The organism is Citrobacter europaeus, assembly GCF_037482245.1.
Lineage (GTDB): Bacteria > Pseudomonadota > Gammaproteobacteria > Enterobacterales > Enterobacteriaceae > Citrobacter > Citrobacter europaeus.
On record NZ_CP148084.1, the window covers coordinates 2,080,812 to 2,104,907 of the forward strand.

The window sequence follows — 24,096 nt, forward strand, 5'->3', positions numbered from 1 at the left end:
CTGGCAGAAATAGAAAGGTTTCACTTCCTGTTAGCTTTTACTGTGACCCGGTAAGGATGCCCAATGTCAAAGCGAGGATTGCGGGGCCTCCTAATAATGTGCAGGGGTAACGGCAATGAAGACACGTAAAATCGGACTGGTTAACTATTTTGCCTACGGTTCGGGAGATTTTTTAGGCGCAGGCACCACGGCGTTAACTGCGGCGTGGTTACTCTATTTCTACACCACGTTCTGTGGTCTGACGCCTATCGAAGCGACCTTTATTTTTGCCACAGCCAGGGTGCTGGATGCCGTCGTTAGCCCATTAATGGGTTTTTTGACCGATAACTTTGGCTCAACCTGGCTTGGCAAACGCTTTGGGCGGCGTAAGTTTTTTATTCTGTTGGGGATCCCCTGTGTCTTTAGCTACTCGCTGATGTGGGTCGGCGACATGGGATTCTGGTATTACCTGCTCACCTATCTGATTTTTGACGTGGTCTACACCATGATTCTGGTGCCTTACGAAACGCTGGTACCCGAAATGACCGATGACTTTAAACAGAAAACCAAATTCTCCGGCGCGCGTATTTCGATGGCGCAAATGTCAGCCATTCTGGCCTCATTCTTACCCGGCGTTCTGCTGACGCTATTTGGCAAAGATAACCCGGTGTCTTTCTTCTACGCCAGTCTGGTGTTCTCTGTGCTGTGCGCGCTGATGCTGACGTTCGTCTGGTTTTTTACCTGGGAGCGACCGCGAGAAGAGTGGACTGAAGCCGCCCTGCGAGCCGAAGAAGAGAAGAAAAGCCTGACCTTTGGCCAGAGTATGAACCGCTTGTTTGTTGAACTGAGTTCAACTCTACGCATCCGTATATTTCGCCAGCATTTAGGAATGTATCTTGGCGGCTATATTGCTCAGGACGTCTTTAACGCCGTCTTTACTTACTATGTGGTGTTTGTGCTGATGCAGGAAGCATCAATGGCATCTAACCTGCTGGGTACGATGGCTATCTTCCAGTTCATTGCTGTTATCGCCATGATCCCATTGTGCATTCGTTTCGGACCTGCGCCGTCTTATCGCATGGTGGTCGTCCTGTTTGGCCTCAGTTCACTCTCCTATGCGGGGCTGTATTACGCCGGACTCAGCGATGTTTATTCTCTGCTACTGCTGGTATCTGCCGTGGCGGGTCTGGGGCGTGGGGGGATCAATTACGTTCCCTGGAATACCTACACCTATATTGCGGACGTTGACGAAGTGATTACCGGTCAGCGTCGGGAAGGGATCTTCGCCGGGATTATGACGTTAACGCGCAAAGCGTCGCAGGCGGGCGCGGTGATGCTGGTGGGGATTGTCATGCAGTTGTCCGGTTTTGTCTCCGGCCAGAGCGCACAGCCCGCGGCGGTTAGCCATACCATCCTGTTAATTCTGAGCTGCGGAACGTTAATTGTTCTGGCGCTGGGTTTCCTGGTTTCCCTGCGCTTCAAACTGAACCTGCAAACGCACAGCACCCTGCGTGAAGAGACCGCAAAAATGCGTGAGTCCGGGTGGCCTGTGCTGGAAGGACTTTCCGCTGAGGGACGCGCCACCGTAGAGATGCTGTCCGGCATGCCATATGAATCACTTTGGGGTAACAACAATATTGGTTACCTGAATCGTAATAAACCAGCGGCACCCAAACTGGAAAAAGGCGCCGCATTGAATTCGACATTGACAGAGGTTAAGTAAATGATTGTTTACCCGGTTAAACATAGCCCATTGTTGCGCCAACCAGAACATTTTATTGCCAGGGATGAATTAAAAGCGTTGATCAAAAAGGTGACGCATAACCTGGTCAATATTCATGACGAAACCGGTGAGTTCTTGCTCCGTCTGGACGACGGTCGCGTGATTGATACCAAAGGCTGGGCTGGATGGGAATGGACGCACGGCGTCGGATTGTATGGTATGTATCAGTATTATCAGCAAACCGGCGATGAAACGATGCGCGATATCATCGACAGCTGGTTTGCCGATCGCTTTGCCGAAGGCGCAACCACCAAAAACGTTAACACCATGGCGCCGTTTTTAACGCTGGCGTATCGCTATGAAGAGACGCGTAATCCAGCGTACCTTCCGTGGCTCGACAGTTGGGCGGAGTGGGCAATGCATGAGATGCCGCGTACAGAATATGGCGGTATGCAGCACATTACGCTGGCGGAAGAGAATCATCAGCAGATGTGGGATGACACATTGATGATGACGGTTTTACCGCTGGCGAAAATTGGCAAGTTGCTTAATCGTCCCGACTATATTGAAGAAGCAACCTATCAGTTCCTGCTGCACGTGCAAAACCTGATGGATAAAGAAACGGGGCTGTGGTTCCACGGCTGGAGCTATGAAGGACAACATAACTTCGCCAACGCTCGCTGGGCGCGCGGCAACAGCTGGTTAACTATCGTCATTCCGGATTTCCTCGAATTGCTTGATTTGCCACAGAATAATGCAGTGCATCGCTATCTGGTACAGGTTCTGAATGCGCAAATCGCCGCGCTGGCGAAGTGCCAGGATGAAAGCGGATTGTGGCATACCTTGCTGGACGACCCACAGTCGTATCTGGAAGCGTCGGCAACCGCCGGCTTCGCCTATGGGATCCTCAAAGCGGTTCGTAAACGCTATGTCGGGCAAAACTATGCGTCGGTAGCCGAAAAAGCCATCAGAGGTATTGTGCAACATATTTCAGCCGAAGGTGAACTGCTGCACACCTCGTTTGGAACCGGAATGGGTCACAATCTCGATTTTTACCGCAACATCCCACGGACCTCCATGCCTTACGGACAAGCGATGGCGATGCTGTGCCTTACCGAATACTTGCGTAAGTATTTTTGATATCGGCGTCCGATGGCGCAGCTGCTATCGGACCTGATTGTTCCGGTATCTCTGTTTGCGCGGCGTTGTCCTGCGGCGCAAACAGATGATCCATGATTTGACGCATAACCGGCGCGGCGGTGACGCCATCGCTGCCGCCGTTTTCGAGAATTAACGCTACGGCGACTTTCGGGTTTTTATACGGCGCAAATGCGGTATAGAACACATGGTCGCGCAGGCGCACGGGGATCATTTTCGCATCGTAGGTTTGATTTTCTTTCAGGCTAAAGACCTGGGATGTGCCACTTTTCGCCGCAATGCCGTAAGGTGCGGTGTGAAAGAACTTATAGCCCGTGCCGTTTGGTTCATTCGCCATGCCGAACATCGCCTGACGCACCAGTCCCCAATAAGGTGACGAGGCAGACGCGATTTGCGACGGTGCTTCGGAAGCCTGATACGGCGTAATAGTTTTTCCGCTCTCTTCATCAAGTAGCAGGTGCGGAGCGATAACTTTGCCATTGTTAATCAGCGCGACCATGGCTTTTACCATCTGAATAGGCGTGGCAATCCAGTAGCCCTGACCGATGCCAACCGAAATGGTATCTCCCTGATACCAGGATTTTTTATGCACTTTCTGCTTCCATTCGCGACTTGGGAGCAGGCCGTTATACTCCTCATCAAGATCGATACCAGTCGGTTTGCCATAGCCAAACTGGCTGAGCATGCTGTTAATCCGGTCGATCCCCATCATAAACGCCACCTGATAAAAGAACGTGTCCGCAGACTCTTCAATCGCTTTGGTGACATCCAGCATACCGTGGCCCGTTTTTTTCCAGTCGCGGTAATGTCGTTCTGTGCCGGGAAGCGTCCAGGTGGGAGCGCCGAAGAAACTGGTCTGCGGCGTGATCACGCCGTCCAGTAAAGCTGACATCGCCATGTACGGTTTGACCGTGGAGGCGGGAGGATACAGCCCCTGGGTGACGCGGTTGATCAATGGCAGGTCTTTATCCTGCAGCAGTTTGTTATAGTCCTGATAGCTGATGCCTTTGACAAACGGGTTCGGGTCATAGCTGGGATTAGAGACCATTGCCAGCACGGAGCCGTCGTGCGGATCCTCAACCAAAACAGCAGCCCGCTGGCCCGCTAACAGGCTCTCAATGTATTGCTGCAAATGTAGGTCCAGCGTCAGATGGATATCTTTTCCGGCAACGGGTGGCACATCCTTGATCAGGCGCACGATGCGTCCGTGGTTATCCACTTCCACCTCCTGATAACCGGTTTTCCCATGCAGCTCATTTTCGTAATAATGCTCGATCCCCTGCTTACCGATGTTGTGATCGGCGGCATAATTCTCTGCCAGGCCTTTCTTATCCAGCGCTTTAAGGTCGCTATCGTTGATTTTTGAAACATAGCCAAGGACATGCGCCAGCGCGGCGCCATAAGGGTACTGGCGGTCTTCATAGCTGTTGATAGTGACGCCGCTGAAATGAAACTGGTTAACCGAGAAACGGGCGATTTCCACATCGGTCAGCGCATTTTTCAGCACGACAGGGCGATAGCGACTGCTGGCTTTCAGCTCATGGCGAAACTGGTCAATGTCATCAGGAGTGAGGTCAACGATGGGCGTGAGCTGCCTGATCAGCGCGTTCATATCGCTGATTTTGTACGGCGTAACGGAAATATCGTACCAGGTCACGTTGCGCACCAGCGGAATGCCGTTGCGATCGTAAATCATGCCACGCGTTGGGGCGACGGGCAGCATTTTGATGTCGTTTGCATTCGACCGGGTGGTGTAATACTGGTGCTGACAAATTTGTAAGTTGTAGAGATTGTAAATCAGGATGCCAAAACAGATGACTACAAGGCCGAAGGCCACCAATACACGCCGTTGGAAGAGTTTTTCTTCCGCCTCAAAATCTCTGAATGTCATTGACCCGTACCCGATTAATTTGCCGCCTAATGATACGGAGGCTTAAACGGGATGACAGGCAAAAAATGTTCCATATCTCTACGGAAATGTGTCATTCCTTGTGGGTTGTAACAAATTACAGTGCACGTAGCCGTTTATCGTAGGCTGGATAGCGGTCACGGGAAATAAAAAAGCCCGCGACATAGCGCGGGCTTTCACCGTACTGGAGATGATTACATACGTTCTACGGTTTCGATACCCAGCGTATCCAGACCCAGCTTCAGGGTTTTCGCCGTCAGCTGTGCCAGTTTCAGTCGGCTGTTACGAATCTCTTCGTTTTCGGCACTGAGGATAGGGCAGTGCTCGTAGAAGCCGGAGAACAGACCGGCAACGTCGTACAGGTAAGCACACATCACGTGCGGCGTACCTTCACGTGCAACGACGGTCAGCGTTTCTTCAAACTGCAGCAGACGCGCAGCCAGTTGGGCTTCGCGATCTTCGCTGATAATCACCTGCGCATTTGCCAGCGCGCTTTCGTCGATATCTGCTTTACGGAACACGGACAGTACGCGGGTATAGGCGTACTGCATATAGGGTGCGGTGTTACCTTCGAACGCCAGCATGTTGTCCCAGTCGAAGATGTAGTCGGTAGTACGGTTTTTGGACAGGTCAGCATATTTCACCGCGCCGATACCGACCGCATTTGCCAGTTTTTCCAGCTCGTCGGCAGGCATGTCCGGATTCTTCTCAGCGACCAGACGACGTGCGCGCTCCAGCGCTTCATCCAGCAGATCGGCCAGTTTCACCGTGCCGCCCGCGCGGGTTTTGAACGGCTTGCCGTCTTTGCCCAGCATCATACCGAACATGTGGTGTTCCAGCGGTACGGAGTCCGGCACATAACCGGCCTTACGCACGATGGTCCAGGCCTGCATTAAGTGCTGATGCTGACGGGAGTCGATGTAATAAAGTACGCGATCGGCATGCAGCGTTTCATAACGATACTTGGCGCAGGCGATGTCGGTTGTGGTGTAGAGATAGCCGCCATCTTTCTTCTGAATGATTACGCCCATCGGTTCGCCTTCCTTGTTCTTATACTCATCAAGGAATACGACGGTAGCGCCTTCGCTTTCAACAGCCAGGCCTTTAGCTTTGAGATCGGCCACGATGCCAGGCAGCATTGGGTTGTACAGGCTTTCGCCCATTACATCGTCACGGGTCAGGGTAACGTTGAGGCGATCGTAGGTTAACTGGTTTTGCGACATGGTAATGTCGACCAGTTTGCGCCACATCTCACGGAAGTATTCATCGCCGCCTTGCAGCTTCACGACATAACTACGAGCGCGTTCTGCGAAGGCTTCATCTTCATCGTAGTGTTTTTTCGCATCACGATAGAAACCTTCCAGGTCAGCCAGCGCCATCTCTCCGGCATTTTCCTGCTGCTGTTTTTCCAGCCACGCGATAAGCATACCGAACTGAGTACCCCAGTCGCCGACGTGATTGGCGCGGATAACCTTGTGGCCGAGGAACTCCAGCGTACGCACCGCAGCATCACCGATGATGGTGGAGCGCAGGTGACCAACGTGCATCTCTTTCGCTACGTTAGGTGCGGAATAATCAACAACAACGGTTTGTTTCGCCGGTTGAGTGACGCCCAGACGATCGGAGGCCAGCGCCTGCTGAACGTGCTGCGCCAGAAATGCCGGATCGAGAAAAATATTGATAAAGCCCGGGCCGGCAATTTCAACTTTGCTGGCGATCCCGTTGAGATCCAGATGAGTCAGCACCTGCTCAGCCAGTTGTCGCGGCGCCATACCCAGTTTTTTAGCGACAGCCATCATGCCATTAGCCTGATAGTCGCCGAACTGTACTTTTGCTGACTGACGAACCTGTGGTTCGCAATCTGCAGGCGCGCCTGCAGCAATCATGGCCTGACTGACTTTTTCTGAGAGAAGAGCCTGAATATTCACCGGAATACCTTACATTTATGAAGCGGGGAAAAATTCACCGCACCAGTTTAAGAATTAAGGGCGGGAGTATACTGCAAATGCCCGTTGCCGTCAGCACTGCGAGTCGCGTGCGCAGTCTAAAATTCAGTCAATGCAATGACGTTTTAGTCTTCATGTTACGTTCGAAGAAAACAGCGGTTGGATGGCGCAGCGCAACAGAGTAAATTAGCAGCTTTGAACATAGATATGAGCTTTTAATATGGCGAACTGGCAGACCGTTGCAGAACTACAGGATATTTCTGCAGATTTACCGCATTTCACGCAGGCATTAACGGAACTTTCCACCCGTCTTGGGCTGGATATTTCAGGGCTGGAAGCCGACCACATTTCCTTGCGTTGCCACCAAAATACCACCGCAGAGCGCTGGCGTCGTGGCTTTGAACAGTGCGGTGAATTGCTGTCAGAAAACATGATTAACGGCAGACCTATTTGTCTTTTTAAACTGTATGAGCCGGTTTGTGTGCAATATTGGCAATTTTCCATCGTTGAACTGCCGTGGCCGGGCGAAAAACGCTATCCGCATGAAGGCTGGGAACATATTGAAATTGTTCTGCCGGGTGAGGCACAAACGCTGAACGCCAGAGCGCTGGCGCTGCTTTCAGATCACGGTCTGAGCCAGCCGGGCATATTTGTAAAAACCAGTTCGCCAAAAGGCGAGCGCGAACGTTTACCGAATCCGACGCTGGCGGTCAGCGATGGCAGCGTGACGATAAAATTTCATCCGTGGTCGATTGAAACCATAGTGGCAAGCGAACGTCAGGAGTGAGCATGGCTTTACTGGAAATCTGCTGTTACAGCATGGAGTGCGCGCGTACGGCGCAGCAAAACGGCGCGGATCGCATAGAGCTTTGCTCGGCGCCAAAAGAAGGCGGCTTAACGCCGTCTCTGGGCGTCCTGCGTTCTGTTCGCCAGCATGTTTCGATTCCCGTCAATCCCATTATACGACCGCGTGGAGGCGACTTTTGCTATACCGACGGTGAATTCGCTGCAATGCTGGATGATATCGCGATGGTCCGGGAGCTGGGGTTCTCAGGGCTGGTAACCGGCATTTTAAATGCGGACGGCGATGTCGATATGCCGCGCATGGAGAAAATAATGATCGCCGCCGGTTCGCTGCAAGTCACTTTTCATCGTGCCTTTGATATGTGTGCTAACCCACTCAATGCGCTAAAAAAATTAGCTGATTTGGGCATCGCCAGAGTGCTGACTTCCGGGCAAAAATCAGATGCGGCGCAAGGTTTAACAAAAATAATGGAACTTATTGCGCAGGCGGATGCTCCAATCATTATGGCCGGAGCGGGGGTTCGCGCCTCGAATTTGTCCCTGTTCCTTAATGCTGGAGTGCAGGAAGTCCACAGTTCTGCCGGAGTATGGCTGGCTTCACCAATGCGTTATCGCAATTCGGGGTTGTCGATGTCTTCGGATACGCAGGCGGATGAATATTCACGCTATGCGGTAGACGGGGCGGCGGTTGCGGAAATGAAAGCAATCATTGCACACCATCAGGCCAGCTGATTTTTACCGTTGCATCATGTCGCCCAATATGATGCTTGCTCGTACCAGGCCCCTGCCAATTCAACAGGGGCCTTTTTTTATCCTTCATATTTCAAGCCGCAGCAGCGTTGGCCGCCTTGCTGCAACTTGAACTATTTTGGAGAAACGGTGCTATACGTAACGGTCATCCGGCAATCCATCACGGCTTACGCGCAATCAATACCGCGCGTAATGGGGCGGGGTAGCCTTCCACCGTTTTGCTGTGGTCGTTCGGGTCGAGGAAGTCGGCCAGCGACTCGGTTATCATCCATTCGGTACGGCGCTGTTCTTCGGTAGTGGTGACGCAGACATCGGCGATACGCACATCAACAAAACCGCATTTTTCCAGCCAGTTTTTTAACGCCAGCGCAGACGGAATAAAGTAGACATTACGCATCTGCGCGTAGCGGTCGCCCGGAACCAGTACGGTATTTTCATCACCTTCGACGACCAGCGTTTCCAGCACCAGTTCACCATCTTTAACCAGTTGATCTTTCAACTGCCACAGGTGTTCCAGCGGTGAACGTCGGTGATAAAGCACTCCCATGGAGAATACGGTATCAAAGGCGTTGAGCGCTGGAAGCTGTTCAATGCCCAGCGGCAGCAGATGAGCGCGCTGGTCATTGCCCAGCAGTTTACGCACCGCCTCAAACTGGCATAGAAACAGTTGCGTAGGATCGATACCAACCGCCAGATGCGCCCCCGCGCCAATCATGCGCCACATGTGATAACCACTGCCGCAGCCGACATCAAGAATGGTACGGCCGGTGAGGTCAGACAAGTGCGGCAGAACGCGATCCCACTTCCAGTCTGAGCGCCACTCGGTGTCAATATTGACGCCGTACAGCGAGTACGGTCCTTTACGCCATGGCATCAGGTTACGCATCAGAGTGTCGATACGTTTGAGTTGACCTTCGCCGAGCGGCTCTTTGCTTTCTGCTGTAACGCTATGAAGTAAGTCCAGGCGATGCGGCGTTAGCTCGGGCAGAAACTCGACGGCGTTTGACCACTGCTTAAACAAGCCGTGCTGATCGCGCTGCCAGGTAGCGATTTGCGCCGGAAGCGTTTCCAGCCAATGGGAGAGATGGTTTTTGGCAATCAGCTGATAAAAGTTACCAAAGTCGATCATGCGCCTACCCCAGCTTTCAGCGCCACCAGAGAACCAAAGTTGAAGCACTGGAACCACAATTCGCTGTGCTCGAAACCAGCCTGATGCAGTCGCGCTTTGTGCGTTTCGACCGAGTCGGTCAGCATCACGTTCTCCAGCATGCTGCGCTTCTGGCTGATTTCCAGTTCGCTATAGCCATTTGCCCGTTTGAAGTCGTGGTGCATATTGAACAGCAGCTCGCCAACGTTAGCGTCTTCGAAACTGAATTTTTCAGAAAGAACCAGCGCGCCGCCGGGATTTAGCCCCTGATAAATCTTATCCAACAACGCCTGGCGCTCAGGTGGCTCAAGGAATTGCAGGGTAAAATTCAGCACCACCATCGAGGCGTTTTCGATAGTAATGTTGCGAATATCGCCTTCGACAACCTCAACCGGGGTCGGTGCCTTATAGGCGTTAATATGACGACGGCAGCGCTCAACCATCGCCGGAGAGTTATCGACAGCAATAATTTTGCAATTCTCGTGATGAATATTGCGACGCACCGAGAGCGTCGCCGCGCCCAGAGAGCAGCCCAGATCGTAGACCTGCGTGTTGGGTTGTACGAAACGTTCAGCCAGCATACCAATCATAGAAATGATATTGGAATAACCAGGAACGGAACGCTGGATCATATCCGGGAAGACTTCAGCTACCCGTTCATCAAAGGTCCAGTCACCCAGACTGGCGATAGGCGCAGAAAAAAGCGTGTCGCGGTGAGACATAACGTAAAAATCCGGGAAAAATAAAGTGGCGTATTGTGCGCTAATGCAGGGAGAAAACCAACTCCCAGGGCATATACCAAAGATTCGCCAGCACCATTAGCAACAGCGAACACCAGGTTGCGCTCATGCCTGAACGGCGCCAGCGGAAGAGCCGGTGGTGGAATCCGTAATAATGCATCAGTCGTCCGGCAATCAACATCAGCCCGCAAATATGCACCATCCACGTCTCTGCGCCGTTCATTTCCATAAATAACAGCAACACTAACGCGACGGGAATATATTCCACCGCATTACCGTGAATGCGGATAGCGCTTTGCAGTTCGCTAAAACCTCCGTCGCCATAGGCAACGCGGTATTGCATGCGCAGGCGAACGACGTCAAAGGAGAACTTTATTAACAATAACGCACCCAATACGGCATAAAGCGCGCTTACCATACAAACTCCCTTTAAAATGGTAGATGGCACTGTCTATGATAGGTGGCAATTTCAGAAAAGAGAAGATTGCTGTGGAATAGACGGTGCTGATCCGATCTCTGGCAGGACGTTACGTAAATCTGCCCATAGCGTGTCTACAAGCTCCGGGGCCTGTGCGATGTCCGGCGTATGCAAAAAAAGATACGGCGTCGTGGTGTGTTCCCATCGCGACAGCTTGGTCAGCCAGACGGCAAAAAGCTCGCTATTTTGTGCCATATCATCGCTGCCGATAAAGCGTACCATCGGATGGTTTGCCGTCACTACTGCATGTACGGGCACCTTTGGCTTCTTGCGCTGGGCGTCACGTATCGCTTCAGTATGCGGGATTGCGGCATGCACCGGGCGGCTGTCCAGAATTACCCGGTTTACGCCACGCTCGTGTAAGCCCCGATTAAATAGCAGCTCGGCTTCGCCCTTGGCAAAGAAGTCTGGATGGCGAACTTCCACACCGTAGGTAAAGGCTTTGGGGAGCGCATCGAGAAACTGCCACAAGGCAGGCAGGTCACGCGGACCAAAAGTCGCGGGTAATTGCAGCCAGTATTGTCCAATGCGCGATTCCAGCGGCGACATGCGCGTGAAAAACTCCTGTACCAGGTCATCGCAATTACGCAGCGCGGCCTGATGCGAAATGGTGGCCGGAAACTTAAAGCAAAATCGAAATGCATCGGTGGTCTGTACATGCCAGCGGGCAACAATGTCCGCTTTTGGCAGCGCGTACAGCGTGGTGTTGCCCTCCACACAGTTAAAGTGGCGGGCATACTCTTCAAGGTTTGAGATCCCCAGACGCACCCATTTAGGATGCGACCACTGGGGTAAACCGATATAAATCATAGCGCTTGCAGGATCTCGTCCACGCTGCGTACGCGTGCGATACGCGGGAAAATATGCGTCATGCTGCCCCGGTGCTGATCGGCGCTGGCGGCGCTACAGGCGTCTTCTGCAACTATCAGATTAAAACCCAGCTCCCACGCATTTCGCGCCGTCGACTCTACGCCAATGTTTGTGGAGATGCCGCACAAGACGATAGTATCAATGCCCCGACGACGCAGCTGTAGTTCCAGATCGGTACCGTAAAACGCGCCCCACTGGCGTTTGGTGACTTCGAGATCGCTGGCGCATTTTCCCAGAGCCATCGGGTAATCCCACCAGTTTTCGGGCAACGCTTTTGCCGGAGTCTGAGCATCTACCGGTTGTTTCAGCGCTTCGGCGTAATCGTCAGACCAGCCGACGCGCACCATTACTACCGGGGAACCGTGGGCACGGAATTTTTCCGCCAACTGCGCGGCGCGGGTAACCACATCGTGTGCCGTATGAGGCCCGCCAGCGAAAGACAGGATCCCTTCCTGTAAGTCAATCACGACAAGGGCGGTTGTTTTTGCGTTCAGTTCCAGCATGGTCACTCCAGTAAAAAATAGATTTCCGTTACACCTTAATCGCGAATCAGTGTGAAAGGGGCGACAATTTTTGTTATTTTTTGTGAGATTACGCAATGCCCGTCCAGGAAACAGGCGTACAGTCAGTACCGGACTAAGAGTCTATCCCAGTAGGCTCTTATCGTGCGGCAGAATTTCCAGTATAATAGCCGCCTTTTTTCATTCAGTTGTGACATTCAGCTAAAGCTGCGACTTCGTCACCTGCGAGACAGGTGACAATCCGCCTGCGGCAAAGTTAAGGGATATCTCATGCGTACAGAATATTGCGGACAGCTACGTCTGTCCCACGAGGGGCAGCAGGTGACTCTGTGTGGTTGGGTCAACCGTCGTCGTGATCTTGGTAGCCTGATCTTTATCGATATGCGCGACCGCGAAGGTATCGTGCAGGTATTTTTCGATCCGGACCGTGCGGACGCGTTAAAGCTGGCCTCCGAACTGCGTAATGAGTTCTGCATCCAGGTTACGGGCACCGTGCGTGCGCGTGATGCGAAAAACGTCAACGCCGATATGGCGACGGGCGAAATTGAAGTACTGGCCTCCGATCTGACCATCATCAACCGTTCAGACTCGCTGCCGCTTGACTCAAACCACGTCAACACCGAAGAAGCGCGCCTGAAATATCGCTATTTGGATCTGCGTCGTCCTGAAATGGCGCAACGCCTGAAAACGCGTGCCAAAATTACCAGCCTGGTGCGTCGTTTTATGGACGACCACGGCTTCCTCGACATCGAAACGCCGATGCTGACCAAAGCGACGCCGGAAGGCGCACGCGATTACCTGGTACCTTCTCGCGTACATAAAGGTAAGTTTTACGCGCTGCCGCAGTCTCCTCAGCTGTTTAAACAGCTGCTGATGATGTCGGGTTTTGACCGCTATTATCAGATCGTAAAATGCTTCCGTGATGAAGACTTACGTGCTGACCGTCAGCCTGAATTTACCCAGATCGACGTTGAGACTTCCTTCATGACCGCACCGCAGGTGCGTGAAGTGATGGAAGCACTGGTACGCAATCTGTGGCTGGAAGTTAAAGGTGTGGATCTGGGTGATTTCCCGATCATGACTTTTGCCGAAGCCGAGCGTCGTTACGGTTCCGATAAACCAGACCTGCGTAACCCGATGGAGCTGGTTGACGTTGCCGATCTGGTTAAAGGCGTTGAGTTCGCGGTGTTCTCTGGTCCGGCGAACGATCCGAAAGGCCGCGTGGCTGCCCTGCGTGTACCGGGCGGTGCTGCACTGAGCCGTAAGCAAATTGACGATTACGGTAACTTTATCAAGATTTACGGCGCGAAAGGTCTGGCTTACATCAAAGTCACCGAGCGTGCGAAAGGCCTGGAAGGTATCACCAGCCCGGTTGCTAAGTTCCTGAACGCAGAAATCGTGGAAGCGATTCTGGCGCGTACCGGTGCGCAAGACGGCGACATGATTTTCTTCGGTGCCGACAACAAGAAAGTCGTTGCCGACGCGATGGGCGCGCTGCGTCTGAAACTGGGTAAAGACCTGAGCATTACTGACGAAGCTAAATGGGCGCCGCTTTGGGTTATCGACTTCCCGATGTTTGAAGACGATGGTGAAGGCGGTCTGACCGCAATGCACCACCCGTTCACCGCGCCGAAAGATATGACTGCCGCTGAGCTGAAAGCTGCGCCGGAAGAGGCGGTTGCCAACGCGTACGATATGGTCATCAACGGCTATGAAGTGGGCGGTGGTTCCGTGCGTATTCACAACGGTGATATGCAGCAGACCGTATTCGGTATTCTGGGCATTAACGAGCAAGAGCAGCGCGAGAAATTCGGCTTCCTGCTGGATGCGCTAAAATACGGTACACCGCCGCATGCGGGTCTGGCGTTTGGTCTGGATCGTCTGACTATGCTGCTGACCGGTACTGACAACATTCGTGACGTTATTGCTTTCCCGAAAACCACGGCTGCAGCGTGTCTGATGACTGAAGCGCCGAGCTTTGCCAACGAAGCAGCGCTGGCGGAACTGAGCATTAAGGTTGTTAAGAAGGCCGAGAATAACTGATATGACATACAAACAGCCTGTCTCGGTGTTAGTCGTGATTTATGCAAAGGACACCGGGAGAGTGCTGATGTTACAGCGACGCGACGATCCTGATTTCTGGCAGTCGGTCACCGGCAGCCTTGAAGAGGGTGAAACCGCGTCGCAAGCCGCGATGCGCGAAGTAAAGGAAGAGGTCGCCATTGATGTTGCGTCTGAGCAACTGACCTTAATTGACTGTCAGCGCACGGTGGAGTTCGAGATTTTTAGCCATTTACGTCATCGCTATGCGCCGGGAGTTGAGCGTAATACTGAATCCTGGTTTTGCCTGGCACTTCCCTCAGAACGAGAGATCGTGTTCACCGAACATCTGACCTATCGTTGGGTTAATGCGGCTGAAGCCGCTCAGTTAACCAAGTCGTGGAGTAACCGGCAGGCGATTGAAGAGTTTGTAATTAACGTCGCCTGAAAAGGCGCGCTTTTTGGAGATATTATTTATGGCAGGTCATAGTAAATGGGCCAACACCAGACACCGTAAAGCAGCGCAGGATGCTAAACGCGGTAAAATTTTCACCAAAATCATTCGTGAGCTGGTGACGGCGGCTAAACTCGGCGGCGGCGATCCGGATGCTAACCCGCGTCTGCGTGCAGCGGTTGATAAAGCGCTGGCTAACAACATGACCCGTGACACCCTGAACCGTGCAATCGCGCGCGGCGTGGGCGGTGATGAAGATTCCAACATGGAAACCATCATCTATGAAGGTTACGGTCCTGGCGGTACAGCCGTTATGATTGAATGTCTGTCTGACAACCGTAACCGTACCGTTGCGGAAGTGCGTCACGCATTCACGAAAACGGGCGGTAACCTCGGTACTGACGGTTCCGTAGCTTACCTGTTCAGCAAAAAAGGCGTGATCTCCTTTGAACAAGGCGACGAAGACGCCATCATGGAAGCTGCGCTGGAAGCAGGCGCTGAAGACGTTGTGACCTTCGACGACGGCGCGATTGATGTTTACACCGCGTGGGAAGAGATGGGCAAAGTGCGTGATGCGCTGGAAGCGGCAGGTCTGAAAGCGGACGCGGCTGAAGTGTCGATGATTCCATCCACCAAAGCGGATATGGATGCAGAAACAGCGCCGAAGCTGATGCGTCTGATCGATATGCTGGAAGACTGCGACGACGTGCAGGAAGTTTACCACAACGGTGAAATCTCTGACGAGGTGGCAGCGACCTTAGAATGAGGTGGCTGTGCCGTAACCTGACTGGAGGTGCGTGATGTCTATTATTCTCGGCATTGACCCGGGGTCGCGCATCACCGGTTATGGCGTAATCCGTCAGGTCGGCAGACAGCTGACCTACCTCGGCAGCGGTTGTATTCGTACCAAAGTCGACGATCTTCCGTCCCGTCTGAAGTTGATTTATGCGGGCGTGACGGAAATCATCACCCAGTTTCAACCGGACTATTTTGCCATTGAGCAGGTCTTTATGGCGAAGAACGCCGACTCGGCGCTAAAGCTGGGGCAGGCGCGCGGCGTGGCAATCGTTGCGGCGACCAATCAGGATCTTCCGGTCTTTGAATACGCGGCCCGCCAGGTAAAACAGACCGTGGTGGGTATCGGTAGCGCGGAAAAAAGCCAGGTTCAGCATATGGTGCGCACGCTGCTAAAACTTCCGGCAAACCCGCAGGCAGATGCCGCGGATGCGCTGGCGATTGCCATTACCCACTGTCACGTCAGCCAGAACGCCATGCAAATGAGCGAGTCGAGGCTGAATCTGGCGCGAGGTCGGTTACGTTAGTGACAAATGAGGCTGGATATCTATCCAGCCTTTTTTTATGATAGCGCATTACCTTTTAGCCCTTAACGCAGGAGCGTCATGTGATAGGCAGACTCAGAGGCATCATTCTTGAAAAACAACCCCCGCTGGTTCTTCTGGAGACGGGCGGGGTAGGCTATGAAGTGCATATGCCGATGACCTGTTTCTACGAGCTGCCGGAAGCCGGGCAGGAAGCGATTATCTTCACCCATTTTGTGGTGCGTGAAGACGCTCAGTTGTTGTATGGCTTTAACAACAAGCAAGAACGTACGCTGTTTAAAGAGTTAATTAAAACCAACGGCGTGGGGCCGAAGCTGGCGCTGGCAATCCTCTCTGGTATGTCTGCACAGCAGTTCGTTAATGCCGTTGAGCGTGAAGAACTTGGCGCGCTGGTGAAATTACCGGGCATTGGTAAGAAAACCGCAGAACGTTTGATTGTTGAAATGAAAGACCGCTTTAAAGGTCTGCATGGCGACCTCTTTACCCCGGCAGCGGATCTGGTCCTGACCTCTCCGGCTAGTCCGACAACGGACGACGCCGAGCAGGAAGCGGTTGCTGCGCTGGTGGCGTTGGGCTATAAACCACAGGAAGCCAGCCGCATGGTGAGCAAGATTGCCCGCCCTGATGCCAGCAGTGAAACCCTGATTCGTGAAGCGCTTCGCGCGGCATTGTGAGGTAAAGGATGATTGAAGCAGATCGCCTGATTTCGGCTGTCAGCACTACCCCTGAAGATTTGGTGGATCGTGCGATCCGTCCTAAATTACTGGAAGAGTATATTGGCCAGCCTCAGGTACGTTCGCAGATGGAGATTTTTATCCAGGCGGCGAAGCTGCGCGGTGACGCTCTCGATCACCTGCTGATTTTCGGTCCTCCAGGTCTGGGTAAAACCACGCTTGCCAATATTGTGGCCAATGAAATGGGCGTTAATCTGCGTACCACTTCCGGTCCGGTACTGGAAAAAGCGGGCGATCTGGCGGCAATGCTGACCAACCTTGAACCCCACGATGTGCTGTTTATCGATGAAATCCATCGCCTGTCACCGGTGGTGGAAGAGGTGCTGTATCCGGCGATGGAGGATTATCAGCTGGATATCATGATTGGCGAAGGACCGGCTGCACGTTCGATCAAGATCGATCTGCCACCGTTTACGCTCATTGGGGCGACCACGCGTGCCGGGTCGTTAACCTCTCCGCTGCGTGACCGCTTCGGTATTGTGCAGCGCCTGGAGTTCTATCAGGTGGCTGACCTGCAGCATATTGTTGGGCGCAGCGCACGCTATATGGGGCTGGAAATGAGCGATGAAGGCGCGCTGGAAGTGGCGCGTCGGGCCCGCGGTACGCCGCGTATTGCCAACCGTTTGTTACGCCGGGTACGCGATTTCGCCGAAGTGAAGCATGACGGCACAATTTCAGCAGACATCGCCGCTCAGGCACTGGATATGCTCAATGTGGATGCGGAAGGATTCGATTATATGGACCGTAAGCTGCTGCTGGCGGTGATCGATAAATTCTTCGGTGGACCGGTAGGGCTGGATAACCTGGCGGCGGCGATTGGGGAAGAGCGTGAAACCATTGAGGACGTGCTGGAGCCGTATCTGATTCAGCAAGGTTTTTTGCAGCGTACGCCGCGCGGAAGAATGGCAACGGTGCGCGCATGGAACCATTTTGGCATTACGCCGCCAGAGATGCCTTAGTGCCTGATGTCGCTACGCTCATCAGGTTTGTAGGCCCGGTAAGCGCAGCGCCACCGGGCAACCCACGTTTAACTTGCCTGCTTTTTCATCATGCTGAAGATAAACAACAGCGCAGCACACAGCACCACGGAAGGACCTGCCGGGGTGTCATAGAAGGCCGAGAAGGTCAGTCCGCCTGTAACCGCTATCATTCCCACACCAACGGCAACCCCTGCCATCTGCTCCGGCGTACGGGCAAAGCGGCGGGCGGTCGCCGCGGGGATGATAAGCAGCGAGGTGATGATCAGCGCCCCGACAAACTTCATCGCCACGCCAATAGTTAACGCCGTAACCAGCATCAGCAGTAGCTTGACGCGTTGCAGTTTCACGCCATCGACAAATGCCAGATCCGGGCTGATGGTCATCGACAGCAGGTTGCGCCACTGCCAGAACAAAATCGCCAGAACGATAACCACGCCAATGGCGATAGAGATAAGATCTTCTGGCGTCACGGCAAGCAAATCACCAAACAGGTAGGCCATCAGATCCACACGGATGTTAGACATCAGGCTAACGACAACCAACCCCAATGACAGCGCACTGTGGGCCATAATGCCCAGTAAGGTATCGATCGCGAGGTGAGGGCGCTTCTCCAGCCATACCAGACCGCCAGCCAGCAACAAAGTGACGGCGATGACCGCATAGAAGGGGTTTACATCCAACAGCAGGCCGAAGGCGACGCCCAGCAGCGAAGCGTGAGCCAGCGTATCACCGAAGTAAGACATTCGACGCCAGACCACAAACGAGCCGAGTGGGCCAGCGGCACAGGCCAGCATGATCCCGGCTAACCAACCGGGTAATAACAATTCAATCATGAGTGACCATTTCCCCGGCGTAAGACGATACGACCCTGTAAATCGTGGCGGTGATTATGATTATGACGGTAAATTCCGAGTTGTTCGGCACCGCGTTGCCCGAACATTGAGATGAATTCCGGGTGCATGGAAACCACTTCCGGCGCACCAGAACAACAAATATGATGGTTCAGACACAGTACTTCATCGGTTTTTGCCATCACCAGATGCAGGTCATGGGAAACCATCAGTACGGCGCAATCCAGTTCACGTCGCAACTGGTCGATAAGATCGTACAGTGCAACCTGCCCATTGACATCCACACCCTGGGTTGGCTCATCAAGTACCAGTAGCTGAGGTCTATTCAATAAAGCACGGGCCAACAGCACGCGTTGCGTTTCTCCGCCGGAGAGTTTTTGCATCGGCGCATTCATCAGATGCCCGGCCTGAACGCGTTTCAGTGCCGGGAGGATATCCTCTTTTTTGGTGCCGGGACGTAAACGCATAAACCGGCTTACCGTCAGCGGAAGCGTAGTATCGAGGTACAGTTTTTGCGGCACATAGCCGATCCGCAATTGACCATTACGCTTGATAACTCCCTCATCAGCCGCTACCAGGCCTAATACAACGCGCACCAGCGTAGATTTCCCGGCACCGTTTGGGCCGAGTAGCGTTAATATTTTACCGGGTCGAAGTTCAAGCGAAACGTCAGAGAGGACGCGGCGTTGACCATAAGAGACCGAGACATTTTCCAGTGAAACCAAAGTCGTCATATCAATTTTAGTCTTGCAGAAGTTATAGAATGTTATAATATCACATTTCTTACATTCATTACGATGATTGGTCGCATTATGTTACATAAAAATACGCTTCTTTTCGCAGCATTATCCGCTGCTCTTTGGGGTAGTGCAACACAGGCAGCAAATGCCGCTGTCGTTGCTTCTCTTAAGCCGCTGGGGTTTATTGCTTCAGCCATTGCTGACGGGGTCACTGACACCCAGGTTCTGCTGCCCGACGGGGCTTCCGAACACGATTACTCATTGCGTCCTTCAGACGTAAAACGCTTACAGGGCGCGGACTTAGTCGTTTGGATCGGACCTGAGATGGAAGCGTTTATGGAAAAATCAGTCAAGAATATTCCTAACGCGAAACAGGTAACGATTGCGCAGCTCAATGACGTGAAACCGTTACTCATGAAAGGTGCGGATGACGACGACGACGATCATGGACACAATGATGCTGGCAGTGAAAAAAGTGACGAGCATCACCATCACGGCGATTACAACATGCATCTTTGGCTTTCCCCAGAGATAGCGCGGGCCTCAGCGGTTGCAATCCATGAAAAATTAGTGGAACTTATGCCGCAAAGTCGAGCCAAACTTGACGCCAACCTGAAGGATTTTGAGGCACAATTAGCCGCAACCGATAAGCAGGTAGGTAACGAGCTCGCACCGCTCAAGGGAAAAGGTTATTTCGTTTTTCATGACGCCTATGGCTACTACGAGAAACACTACGGACTAACACCGCTTGGTCACTTTACCGTGAACCCTGAGATTCAACCTGGTGCGCAGCGTTTACATGAAATAAGAACACAGTTGGTTGAGCAAAAAGCAACCTGCGTTTTTGCTGAGCCACAGTTCAGGCCAGCGGTCGTTGAAGCCGTCGCGAGAGGGACATCCGTTCGAATGGGAACGTTGGATCCGCTCGGTACGAATATCAAACTGGGTAAAACAAGCTATTCAGCGTTTTTAAACCAATTAGCCAACCAGTATGCGAGCTGCCTGAAAGGAGATTAATGAGGAAGTGAATACGTGCAACAGATAGCCCGCTCTGTCGCTCTGGCATTTAATAATCTGCCGCGACCCCATCGCGTTATGCTGGGGTCGCTTACCGTACTGACATTGGCCGTCGCCGTCTGGCGGCCTTATGTTTACCATCCCGATTCCGCACCTGTCGTTAAAACTATCGAGCTGGAAAAAAGCGAGATTCGTTCACTGTTGCCAGAGGCCAGCGAACCTATCGATCAGGCCGCTCAGGAAGACGAAGCTATCCCACAGGATGAACTGGATGACAAAACGTCTGGTGAGGCTGGCGTGCATGAATATGTCGTCTCCACGGGCGATACGCTGAGCAGTATTCTTAATCAGTACGGCATCGATATGGGCGATATCAGCCAGCTCGCTGCTTCCGATAAGGAACTGCGTAACCTGAAAATTGGTCAGCAACTTTCCTGGACGTTAAGCGCGGAAGGTGACCTGCAGCGCCTGACCTGGGAAGTGTCTCGCCGAGAAACCCGTACTTACGATCGCACCGCGACGGGTTTCAAGATGAGCAGCGAAATGCAGCAGGGAGATTGGGTTAACAGCCGAATCAAAGGCACCGTGGGCGGAAGCTTCGTCGCCAGCGCCAAAGAAGCCGGACTCACCAGCTCTGAAATCAGCGCGGTGATTAAGGCCATGCAGTGGCAGATGGATTTCCGCAAACTGAAAAAGGGCGATGAGTTCTCGGTGCTGATGTCTCGCGAAATGCTGGACGGCAAGCGTGAGCAAAGCCAACTGCTGGGCGTACGTTTGCGCTCTGAGGGCAAAGACTATTACGCCATCCGTGCTGAAGACGGTAAGTTCTATGACCGTAACGGTACCGGGCTGGCGAAAGGCTTTATGCGTTTCCCGACGGCGAAGCAGTTCCGCATCTCCTCAAACTTTAATCCGCGTCGCCTGAACCCGGTGACCGGACGCGTTGCACCGCACAAAGGTGTCGACTTTGCGATGCCGCAAGGCACGCCGGTGTTGTCGGTGGGGGATGGCGAAGTAGTGGTAGCGAAGCGCAGCGGCGCAGCCGGATACTATGTTGCGGTACGTCATGGTCGCACCTACACCACGCGTTATATGCACCTGCGTAAGCTGCTGGTCAAACCAGGACAAAAAGTGAAACGTGGCGATCGTATCGCGCTGTCAGGCAATACCGGTCGTTCAACGGGTCCGCATTTGCATTATGAAGTTTGGATCAACCAGCAGGCTGTTAACCCTCTGACGGCGAAACTGCCGCGCACAGAAGGTCTGACCGGCTCGGATCGCACCGATTACCTGGCGCAGGTGAAAGAAGTTATGCCTCAGCTACGTTTTGATTAATTAGCACACTGATAAAGCCGGTACGCTATGCGTGCCGGCTTTTTTATTTTGTACGGCGCATCGTGCGCCGCTACACTATCAGCAGATCTACTTTTCGCCGCACCAGACACTGGAAGAGCATGGAAACGAAAAAAAAGAATATTGAGTATATCCCTGAGTTTAATAAATCATTTCGCTATCCGCGCTACTGGGGCGCCTGGCTGGGCGTGGCGGCGATAGCAGGGATTGCGTTAACGCCGGCATCATTTCGCGATCCTGTTCTGGCAAAGCTCGGACGCCTGGCCGGACGATTGGGGAAAAGCTCACGTCGCAGAGCGCTGATCAATTTATCCCTGTGTTTTCCTGAACGTAGCGAAGCTGAGCGCGAAGCCATTGTCGATGACATGTTTGCGACTGCGCCTCAGGCAATGGTGATGATGGCGGAACTCGCCATACGTGGTCCGGAAAAAATTCAGAACCGGGTTGACTGGCAGGGTCTGGAAATCATCGAAGAGATGCGTCGCAACGATGAAAAAGTGATTTTTCTCGTTCCTCATGGCTGGGGCGTAGATATCCCGGCGATGTTGATGGCTTCCCAGGGACAGAAAATGGCAGCGATGTTCCACAATCAGGGGAACCCGGTATTCGATTATGTGTGGAACACGGTGCGCCGTCGTTTCGGTGGTCGATTACATGCGCGTAATGACGGCATCAAACCGTTTATTCAGTCTGTCCGTCAGGGATATTGGGGATACTACCTGCCGGATCAGGACCATGGTCCTGAGCACAGTGAGTTTGTCGATTTTTTTGCTACCTATAAAGCAACGTTACCGGCAATTGGTCGCTTGATGAAGGTCTGTCACGCCCGCGTGGTACCGCTGTTCCCGGTCTATGATGGGAAAACGCACCGTCTGACGATTCAGGTCCGTCCTCCGATGGATGACATCCTGACGGCGGATGACCACACCATTGCCAGACGAATGAACGAAGAGGTGGAAATCTTTGTGACGCCGCACCTTGAGCAATACACCTGGATTCTGAAACTGCTTAAGACGCGTAAGCCTGGTGAAATTGAGCCCTATAAGCGTAAAGATCTCTATCCGAAGAAATAAAAAAAAGCCTCTCAAACGAGAGGCTTTTTTACATCAAACGTTGGCGTTACTCGACGGTCAGAATACGCGTGGTGTTGGTTGAGCCAATGGTGCTCATAACATCGCCCTGGGTCACAATCACCAGGTCGCCGGAAACCAGATAGCCTTTATCTCGCAGCAGGTTCACTGCTTCATTGGCGGCAACGACGCCATCTGTTTCGCTGTCAAAGTGAACCGGGGTGACGCCGCGATACAGAGAGGTCAGATTCAGCGTACGTTCATGACGAGACATCGCGAAAATTGGCAGGCCGGAACTGATACGAGACGTCATCAGCGCAGTACGACCGGACTCTGTCATTGCGATGATAGCGGTCACTCCTTTCAGGTGGTTAGCGGCATACATCGCTGACATGGCAATCGCTTCTTCAACGTTATCAAACTGCACGTCAAGGCGGTGTTTAGAAACGTTGATGCTCGGGATTTTCTCGGCGCCCAGACAGACGCGCGCCATGGCCGAGACGGTTTCCGCCGGGTACTGACCTGCTGCTGTTTCTGCAGAGAGCATGACGGCATCGGTACCGTCGAGAACGGCGTTAGCCACGTCCATCACTTCCGCACGGGTTGGCATTGGGTTGGTGATCATCGATTCCATCATCTGCGTAGCGGTAATAACCGCACGGTTCAGCTGACGTGCGCGACGAATCAACGCTTTCTGAATACCTACCAGCTCAGGATCGCCAATTTCAACGCCCAGGTCGCCACGTGCGACCATCACCACGTCGGAAGCCAGAATGATGTCATCCATCGCATTCTGGTCGCAGACGGCTTCAGCACGCTCTACCTTGGCGACAATTTTCGCATCGCAACCTGCGTCGCGCGCCAGACGGCGGGCATAGTTCAGGTCTTCGCCGCAGCGCGGGAAGGAGACGGCCAGATAGTCAACGCTGATTTGCGCAGCGGTGATGATGTCAGCTTTGTCTTTTTCGGTCAGGGCTTCAGCAGAGAGACCGCCGCCCAGTTTGTTTATGCCTTTATTGTTAGACAGCGGGCCACCGACGGTGACTTCGGTGAAGACCTTCATACCCTGAACTTCCAGCACTTTAAGCTGTACGCGACCATCATCGAGCAGCAGGATATCGCCTGGCACGACGTCAGCAGGGAGACCTTTATAATCAATACCGACTTTTTCTTTGTCGCCTTCGCCTTTACCGAGATTGGCGTCTAACAGGAACTTGTCGCCAACGTTAAGAAATACTTTACCTTCTTTAAAGGTAGATACGCGGATTTTAGGTCCCTGCAGGTCACCCAAAATAGCTACATGACGTCCCAGTTTTGCGGCAATTTCACGGACCTTATCCGCCCGCAGTTTGTGATCTTCTGGAGAGCCGTGAGAAAAGTTCATACGTACGACGTTTGCACCCGCGGCGATAATCTTTTCAAGGTTGTTATCGCGGTCAGTTGCCGGGCCTAACGTGGTTACGATTTTGGTTCTGCGAAGCCTTCTGGACAT

23 protein-coding genes are annotated in these 24,096 nt (G+C 53.0%); 13 read left to right on the forward strand and 10 right to left on the reverse strand.

Annotated features, from left to right (window positions below):
- The first annotated feature begins 115 nt into the window (after window positions 1-115).
- On the forward strand, window positions 116-1,702 hold the full coding sequence (locus tag WHR59_RS09675) for an MFS transporter (protein ID WP_338843891.1): 1,587 nt from the start codon (window positions 116-118) through the stop codon (window positions 1,700-1,702).
- Window positions 1,703-2,842 carry a glycoside hydrolase family 88/105 protein gene (locus WHR59_RS09680; RefSeq protein ID WP_043016738.1) on the forward strand — a complete coding sequence of 380 codons (1,140 nt, stop codon included), beginning with the start codon at window positions 1,703-1,705 and terminating at the stop codon, window positions 2,840-2,842.
- Here the strand turns inward: WHR59_RS09680 and mrdA are convergent.
- Both mrdA and argS read right to left on the reverse strand, forming a co-directional pair.
- Window positions 2,814-4,751 carry a penicillin-binding protein 2 gene (mrdA, locus tag WHR59_RS09685; protein WP_087052606.1) on the reverse strand — a complete coding sequence of 646 codons (1,938 nt, stop codon included), beginning with the start codon at window positions 4,749-4,751 and terminating at the stop codon, window positions 2,814-2,816. The genes WHR59_RS09680 and mrdA overlap by 29 nt on opposite strands.
- Window positions 4,752-4,963: 212 nt before the next feature.
- A complete protein-coding gene (gene argS / locus WHR59_RS09690) occupies window positions 4,964-6,697 on the reverse strand; it encodes an arginine--tRNA ligase (RefSeq protein WP_043016736.1) in 1,734 nt (577 codons plus the stop codon).
- 238 nt (window positions 6,698-6,935) lie between these two features.
- Between argS and WHR59_RS09695 the strand changes: the two genes are divergently transcribed.
- Both WHR59_RS09695 and cutC read left to right on the forward strand, forming a co-directional pair.
- Entirely contained in the window at window positions 6,936-7,502 is a 567-nt protein-coding gene (locus tag WHR59_RS09695) for a VOC family protein (RefSeq protein WP_338843893.1), read from the forward strand.
- Between the two features lie 2 nt (window positions 7,503-7,504).
- Entirely contained in the window at window positions 7,505-8,251 is a 747-nt protein-coding gene (gene cutC / locus WHR59_RS09700; RefSeq protein ID WP_338843894.1) for a copper homeostasis protein CutC, read from the forward strand.
- A gap of 178 nt (window positions 8,252-8,429) precedes the next feature.
- Here the strand turns inward: cutC and cmoB are convergent, their stop codons facing one another.
- Genes cmoB through WHR59_RS09725 form a run of 5 tightly spaced genes read right to left on the reverse strand, consistent with a single transcriptional unit; the run spans window position 8,430 to window position 12,007 of the window.
- A complete protein-coding gene (gene cmoB / locus WHR59_RS09705) occupies window positions 8,430-9,398 on the reverse strand; it encodes a tRNA 5-methoxyuridine(34)/uridine 5-oxyacetic acid(34) synthase CmoB (RefSeq protein WP_338843895.1) in 969 nt (322 codons plus the stop codon).
- Window positions 9,395-10,138, reverse strand: coding sequence for a carboxy-S-adenosyl-L-methionine synthase CmoA (cmoA, locus tag WHR59_RS09710; protein ID WP_199994442.1), 744 nt, complete (start codon window positions 10,136-10,138; stop codon window positions 9,395-9,397). The genes cmoB and cmoA overlap by 4 nt, the downstream gene beginning before the upstream one ends.
- Before the next feature lie 40 nt (window positions 10,139-10,178).
- A complete protein-coding gene (locus tag WHR59_RS09715; RefSeq protein WP_003833847.1) occupies window positions 10,179-10,574 on the reverse strand; it encodes an MAPEG family protein in 396 nt (131 codons plus the stop codon).
- A gap of 51 nt (window positions 10,575-10,625) precedes the next feature.
- On the reverse strand, window positions 10,626-11,444 hold the full coding sequence (locus WHR59_RS09720) for a DUF72 domain-containing protein (protein WP_338843897.1): 819 nt from the start codon (window positions 11,442-11,444) through the stop codon (window positions 10,626-10,628).
- Window positions 11,441-12,007 (reverse strand): hydrolase, encoded by a 567-nt coding sequence (locus WHR59_RS09725; RefSeq protein WP_075146015.1) that lies wholly within the window; start codon window positions 12,005-12,007, stop codon window positions 11,441-11,443. Before WHR59_RS09725 ends, WHR59_RS09720 begins: the two co-directional genes overlap by 4 nt.
- A gap of 288 nt (window positions 12,008-12,295) precedes the next feature.
- On the opposite strand from WHR59_RS09725, the gene aspS reads away from it, so the two are divergent.
- The 6 genes from aspS (at window position 12,296) to ruvB (ending at window position 17,552) form a co-directional block, all read left to right on the forward strand.
- Window positions 12,296-14,068 carry an aspartate--tRNA ligase gene (gene aspS / locus WHR59_RS09730; protein ID WP_199994467.1) on the forward strand — a complete coding sequence of 591 codons (1,773 nt, stop codon included), beginning with the start codon at window positions 12,296-12,298 and terminating at the stop codon, window positions 14,066-14,068.
- A 1-nt stretch (window position 14,069) separates the two neighbouring features.
- Complete coding sequence (nudB, locus tag WHR59_RS09735; RefSeq protein ID WP_043016728.1) at window positions 14,070-14,513, forward strand: dihydroneopterin triphosphate diphosphatase; 444 nt, start codon at window positions 14,070-14,072, stop codon at window positions 14,511-14,513.
- Between the two features lie 28 nt (window positions 14,514-14,541).
- Window positions 14,542-15,285 carry a YebC/PmpR family DNA-binding transcriptional regulator gene (locus WHR59_RS09740; RefSeq protein ID WP_003833836.1) on the forward strand — a complete coding sequence of 248 codons (744 nt, stop codon included), beginning with the start codon at window positions 14,542-14,544 and terminating at the stop codon, window positions 15,283-15,285.
- Window positions 15,286-15,319: 34 nt separating this feature from the next.
- The gene (gene ruvC / locus WHR59_RS09745; RefSeq protein ID WP_003034867.1) at window positions 15,320-15,841 is read left to right on the forward strand and encodes a crossover junction endodeoxyribonuclease RuvC; all 522 of its coding nucleotides are present in this window, start codon (window positions 15,320-15,322) and stop codon (window positions 15,839-15,841) included.
- Window positions 15,842-15,921: 80 nt separating this feature from the next.
- Complete coding sequence (ruvA, locus tag WHR59_RS09750) at window positions 15,922-16,533, forward strand: Holliday junction branch migration protein RuvA (RefSeq protein ID WP_043016727.1); 612 nt, start codon at window positions 15,922-15,924, stop codon at window positions 16,531-16,533.
- An 8-nt stretch (window positions 16,534-16,541) separates the two neighbouring features.
- A complete protein-coding gene (gene ruvB, locus WHR59_RS09755; RefSeq protein WP_043016726.1) occupies window positions 16,542-17,552 on the forward strand; it encodes a Holliday junction branch migration DNA helicase RuvB in 1,011 nt (336 codons plus the stop codon).
- Window positions 17,553-17,620: 68 nt separating this feature from the next.
- Here ruvB and znuB read toward each other — a convergent pair whose 3' ends face one another.
- Window positions 17,621-18,406, reverse strand: coding sequence for a zinc ABC transporter permease subunit ZnuB (gene znuB / locus WHR59_RS09760; RefSeq protein WP_003034874.1), 786 nt, complete (start codon window positions 18,404-18,406; stop codon window positions 17,621-17,623).
- Window positions 18,403-19,158: a zinc ABC transporter ATP-binding protein ZnuC gene (znuC, locus tag WHR59_RS09765; RefSeq protein WP_047410527.1), complete on the reverse strand. Its 756-nt coding sequence runs from the start codon at window positions 19,156-19,158 to the stop codon at window positions 18,403-18,405. Before znuC ends, znuB begins: the two co-directional genes overlap by 4 nt.
- Before the next feature lie 78 nt (window positions 19,159-19,236).
- Here znuC and znuA point away from each other — a divergent pair, with 78 nt between their 5' ends.
- From znuA to lpxM, 3 genes are all read left to right on the forward strand, one after another.
- Window positions 19,237-20,181 carry a zinc ABC transporter substrate-binding protein ZnuA gene (gene znuA, locus WHR59_RS09770; RefSeq protein WP_043017940.1) on the forward strand — a complete coding sequence of 315 codons (945 nt, stop codon included), beginning with the start codon at window positions 19,237-19,239 and terminating at the stop codon, window positions 20,179-20,181.
- A gap of 15 nt (window positions 20,182-20,196) precedes the next feature.
- A complete protein-coding gene (gene mepM, locus WHR59_RS09775; protein ID WP_338843901.1) occupies window positions 20,197-21,516 on the forward strand; it encodes a murein DD-endopeptidase MepM in 1,320 nt (439 codons plus the stop codon).
- 119 nt (window positions 21,517-21,635) lie between these two features.
- Entirely contained in the window at window positions 21,636-22,607 is a 972-nt protein-coding gene (gene lpxM, locus WHR59_RS09780) for a lauroyl-Kdo(2)-lipid IV(A) myristoyltransferase (protein ID WP_075146017.1), read from the forward strand.
- 46 nt (window positions 22,608-22,653) lie between these two features.
- On the opposite strand, the gene pyk is transcribed toward lpxM, so the two are convergent.
- The gene (gene pyk, locus WHR59_RS09785) at window positions 22,654-24,096 is read right to left on the reverse strand and encodes a pyruvate kinase (protein WP_047410535.1); all 1,443 of its coding nucleotides are present in this window, start codon (window positions 24,094-24,096) and stop codon (window positions 22,654-22,656) included.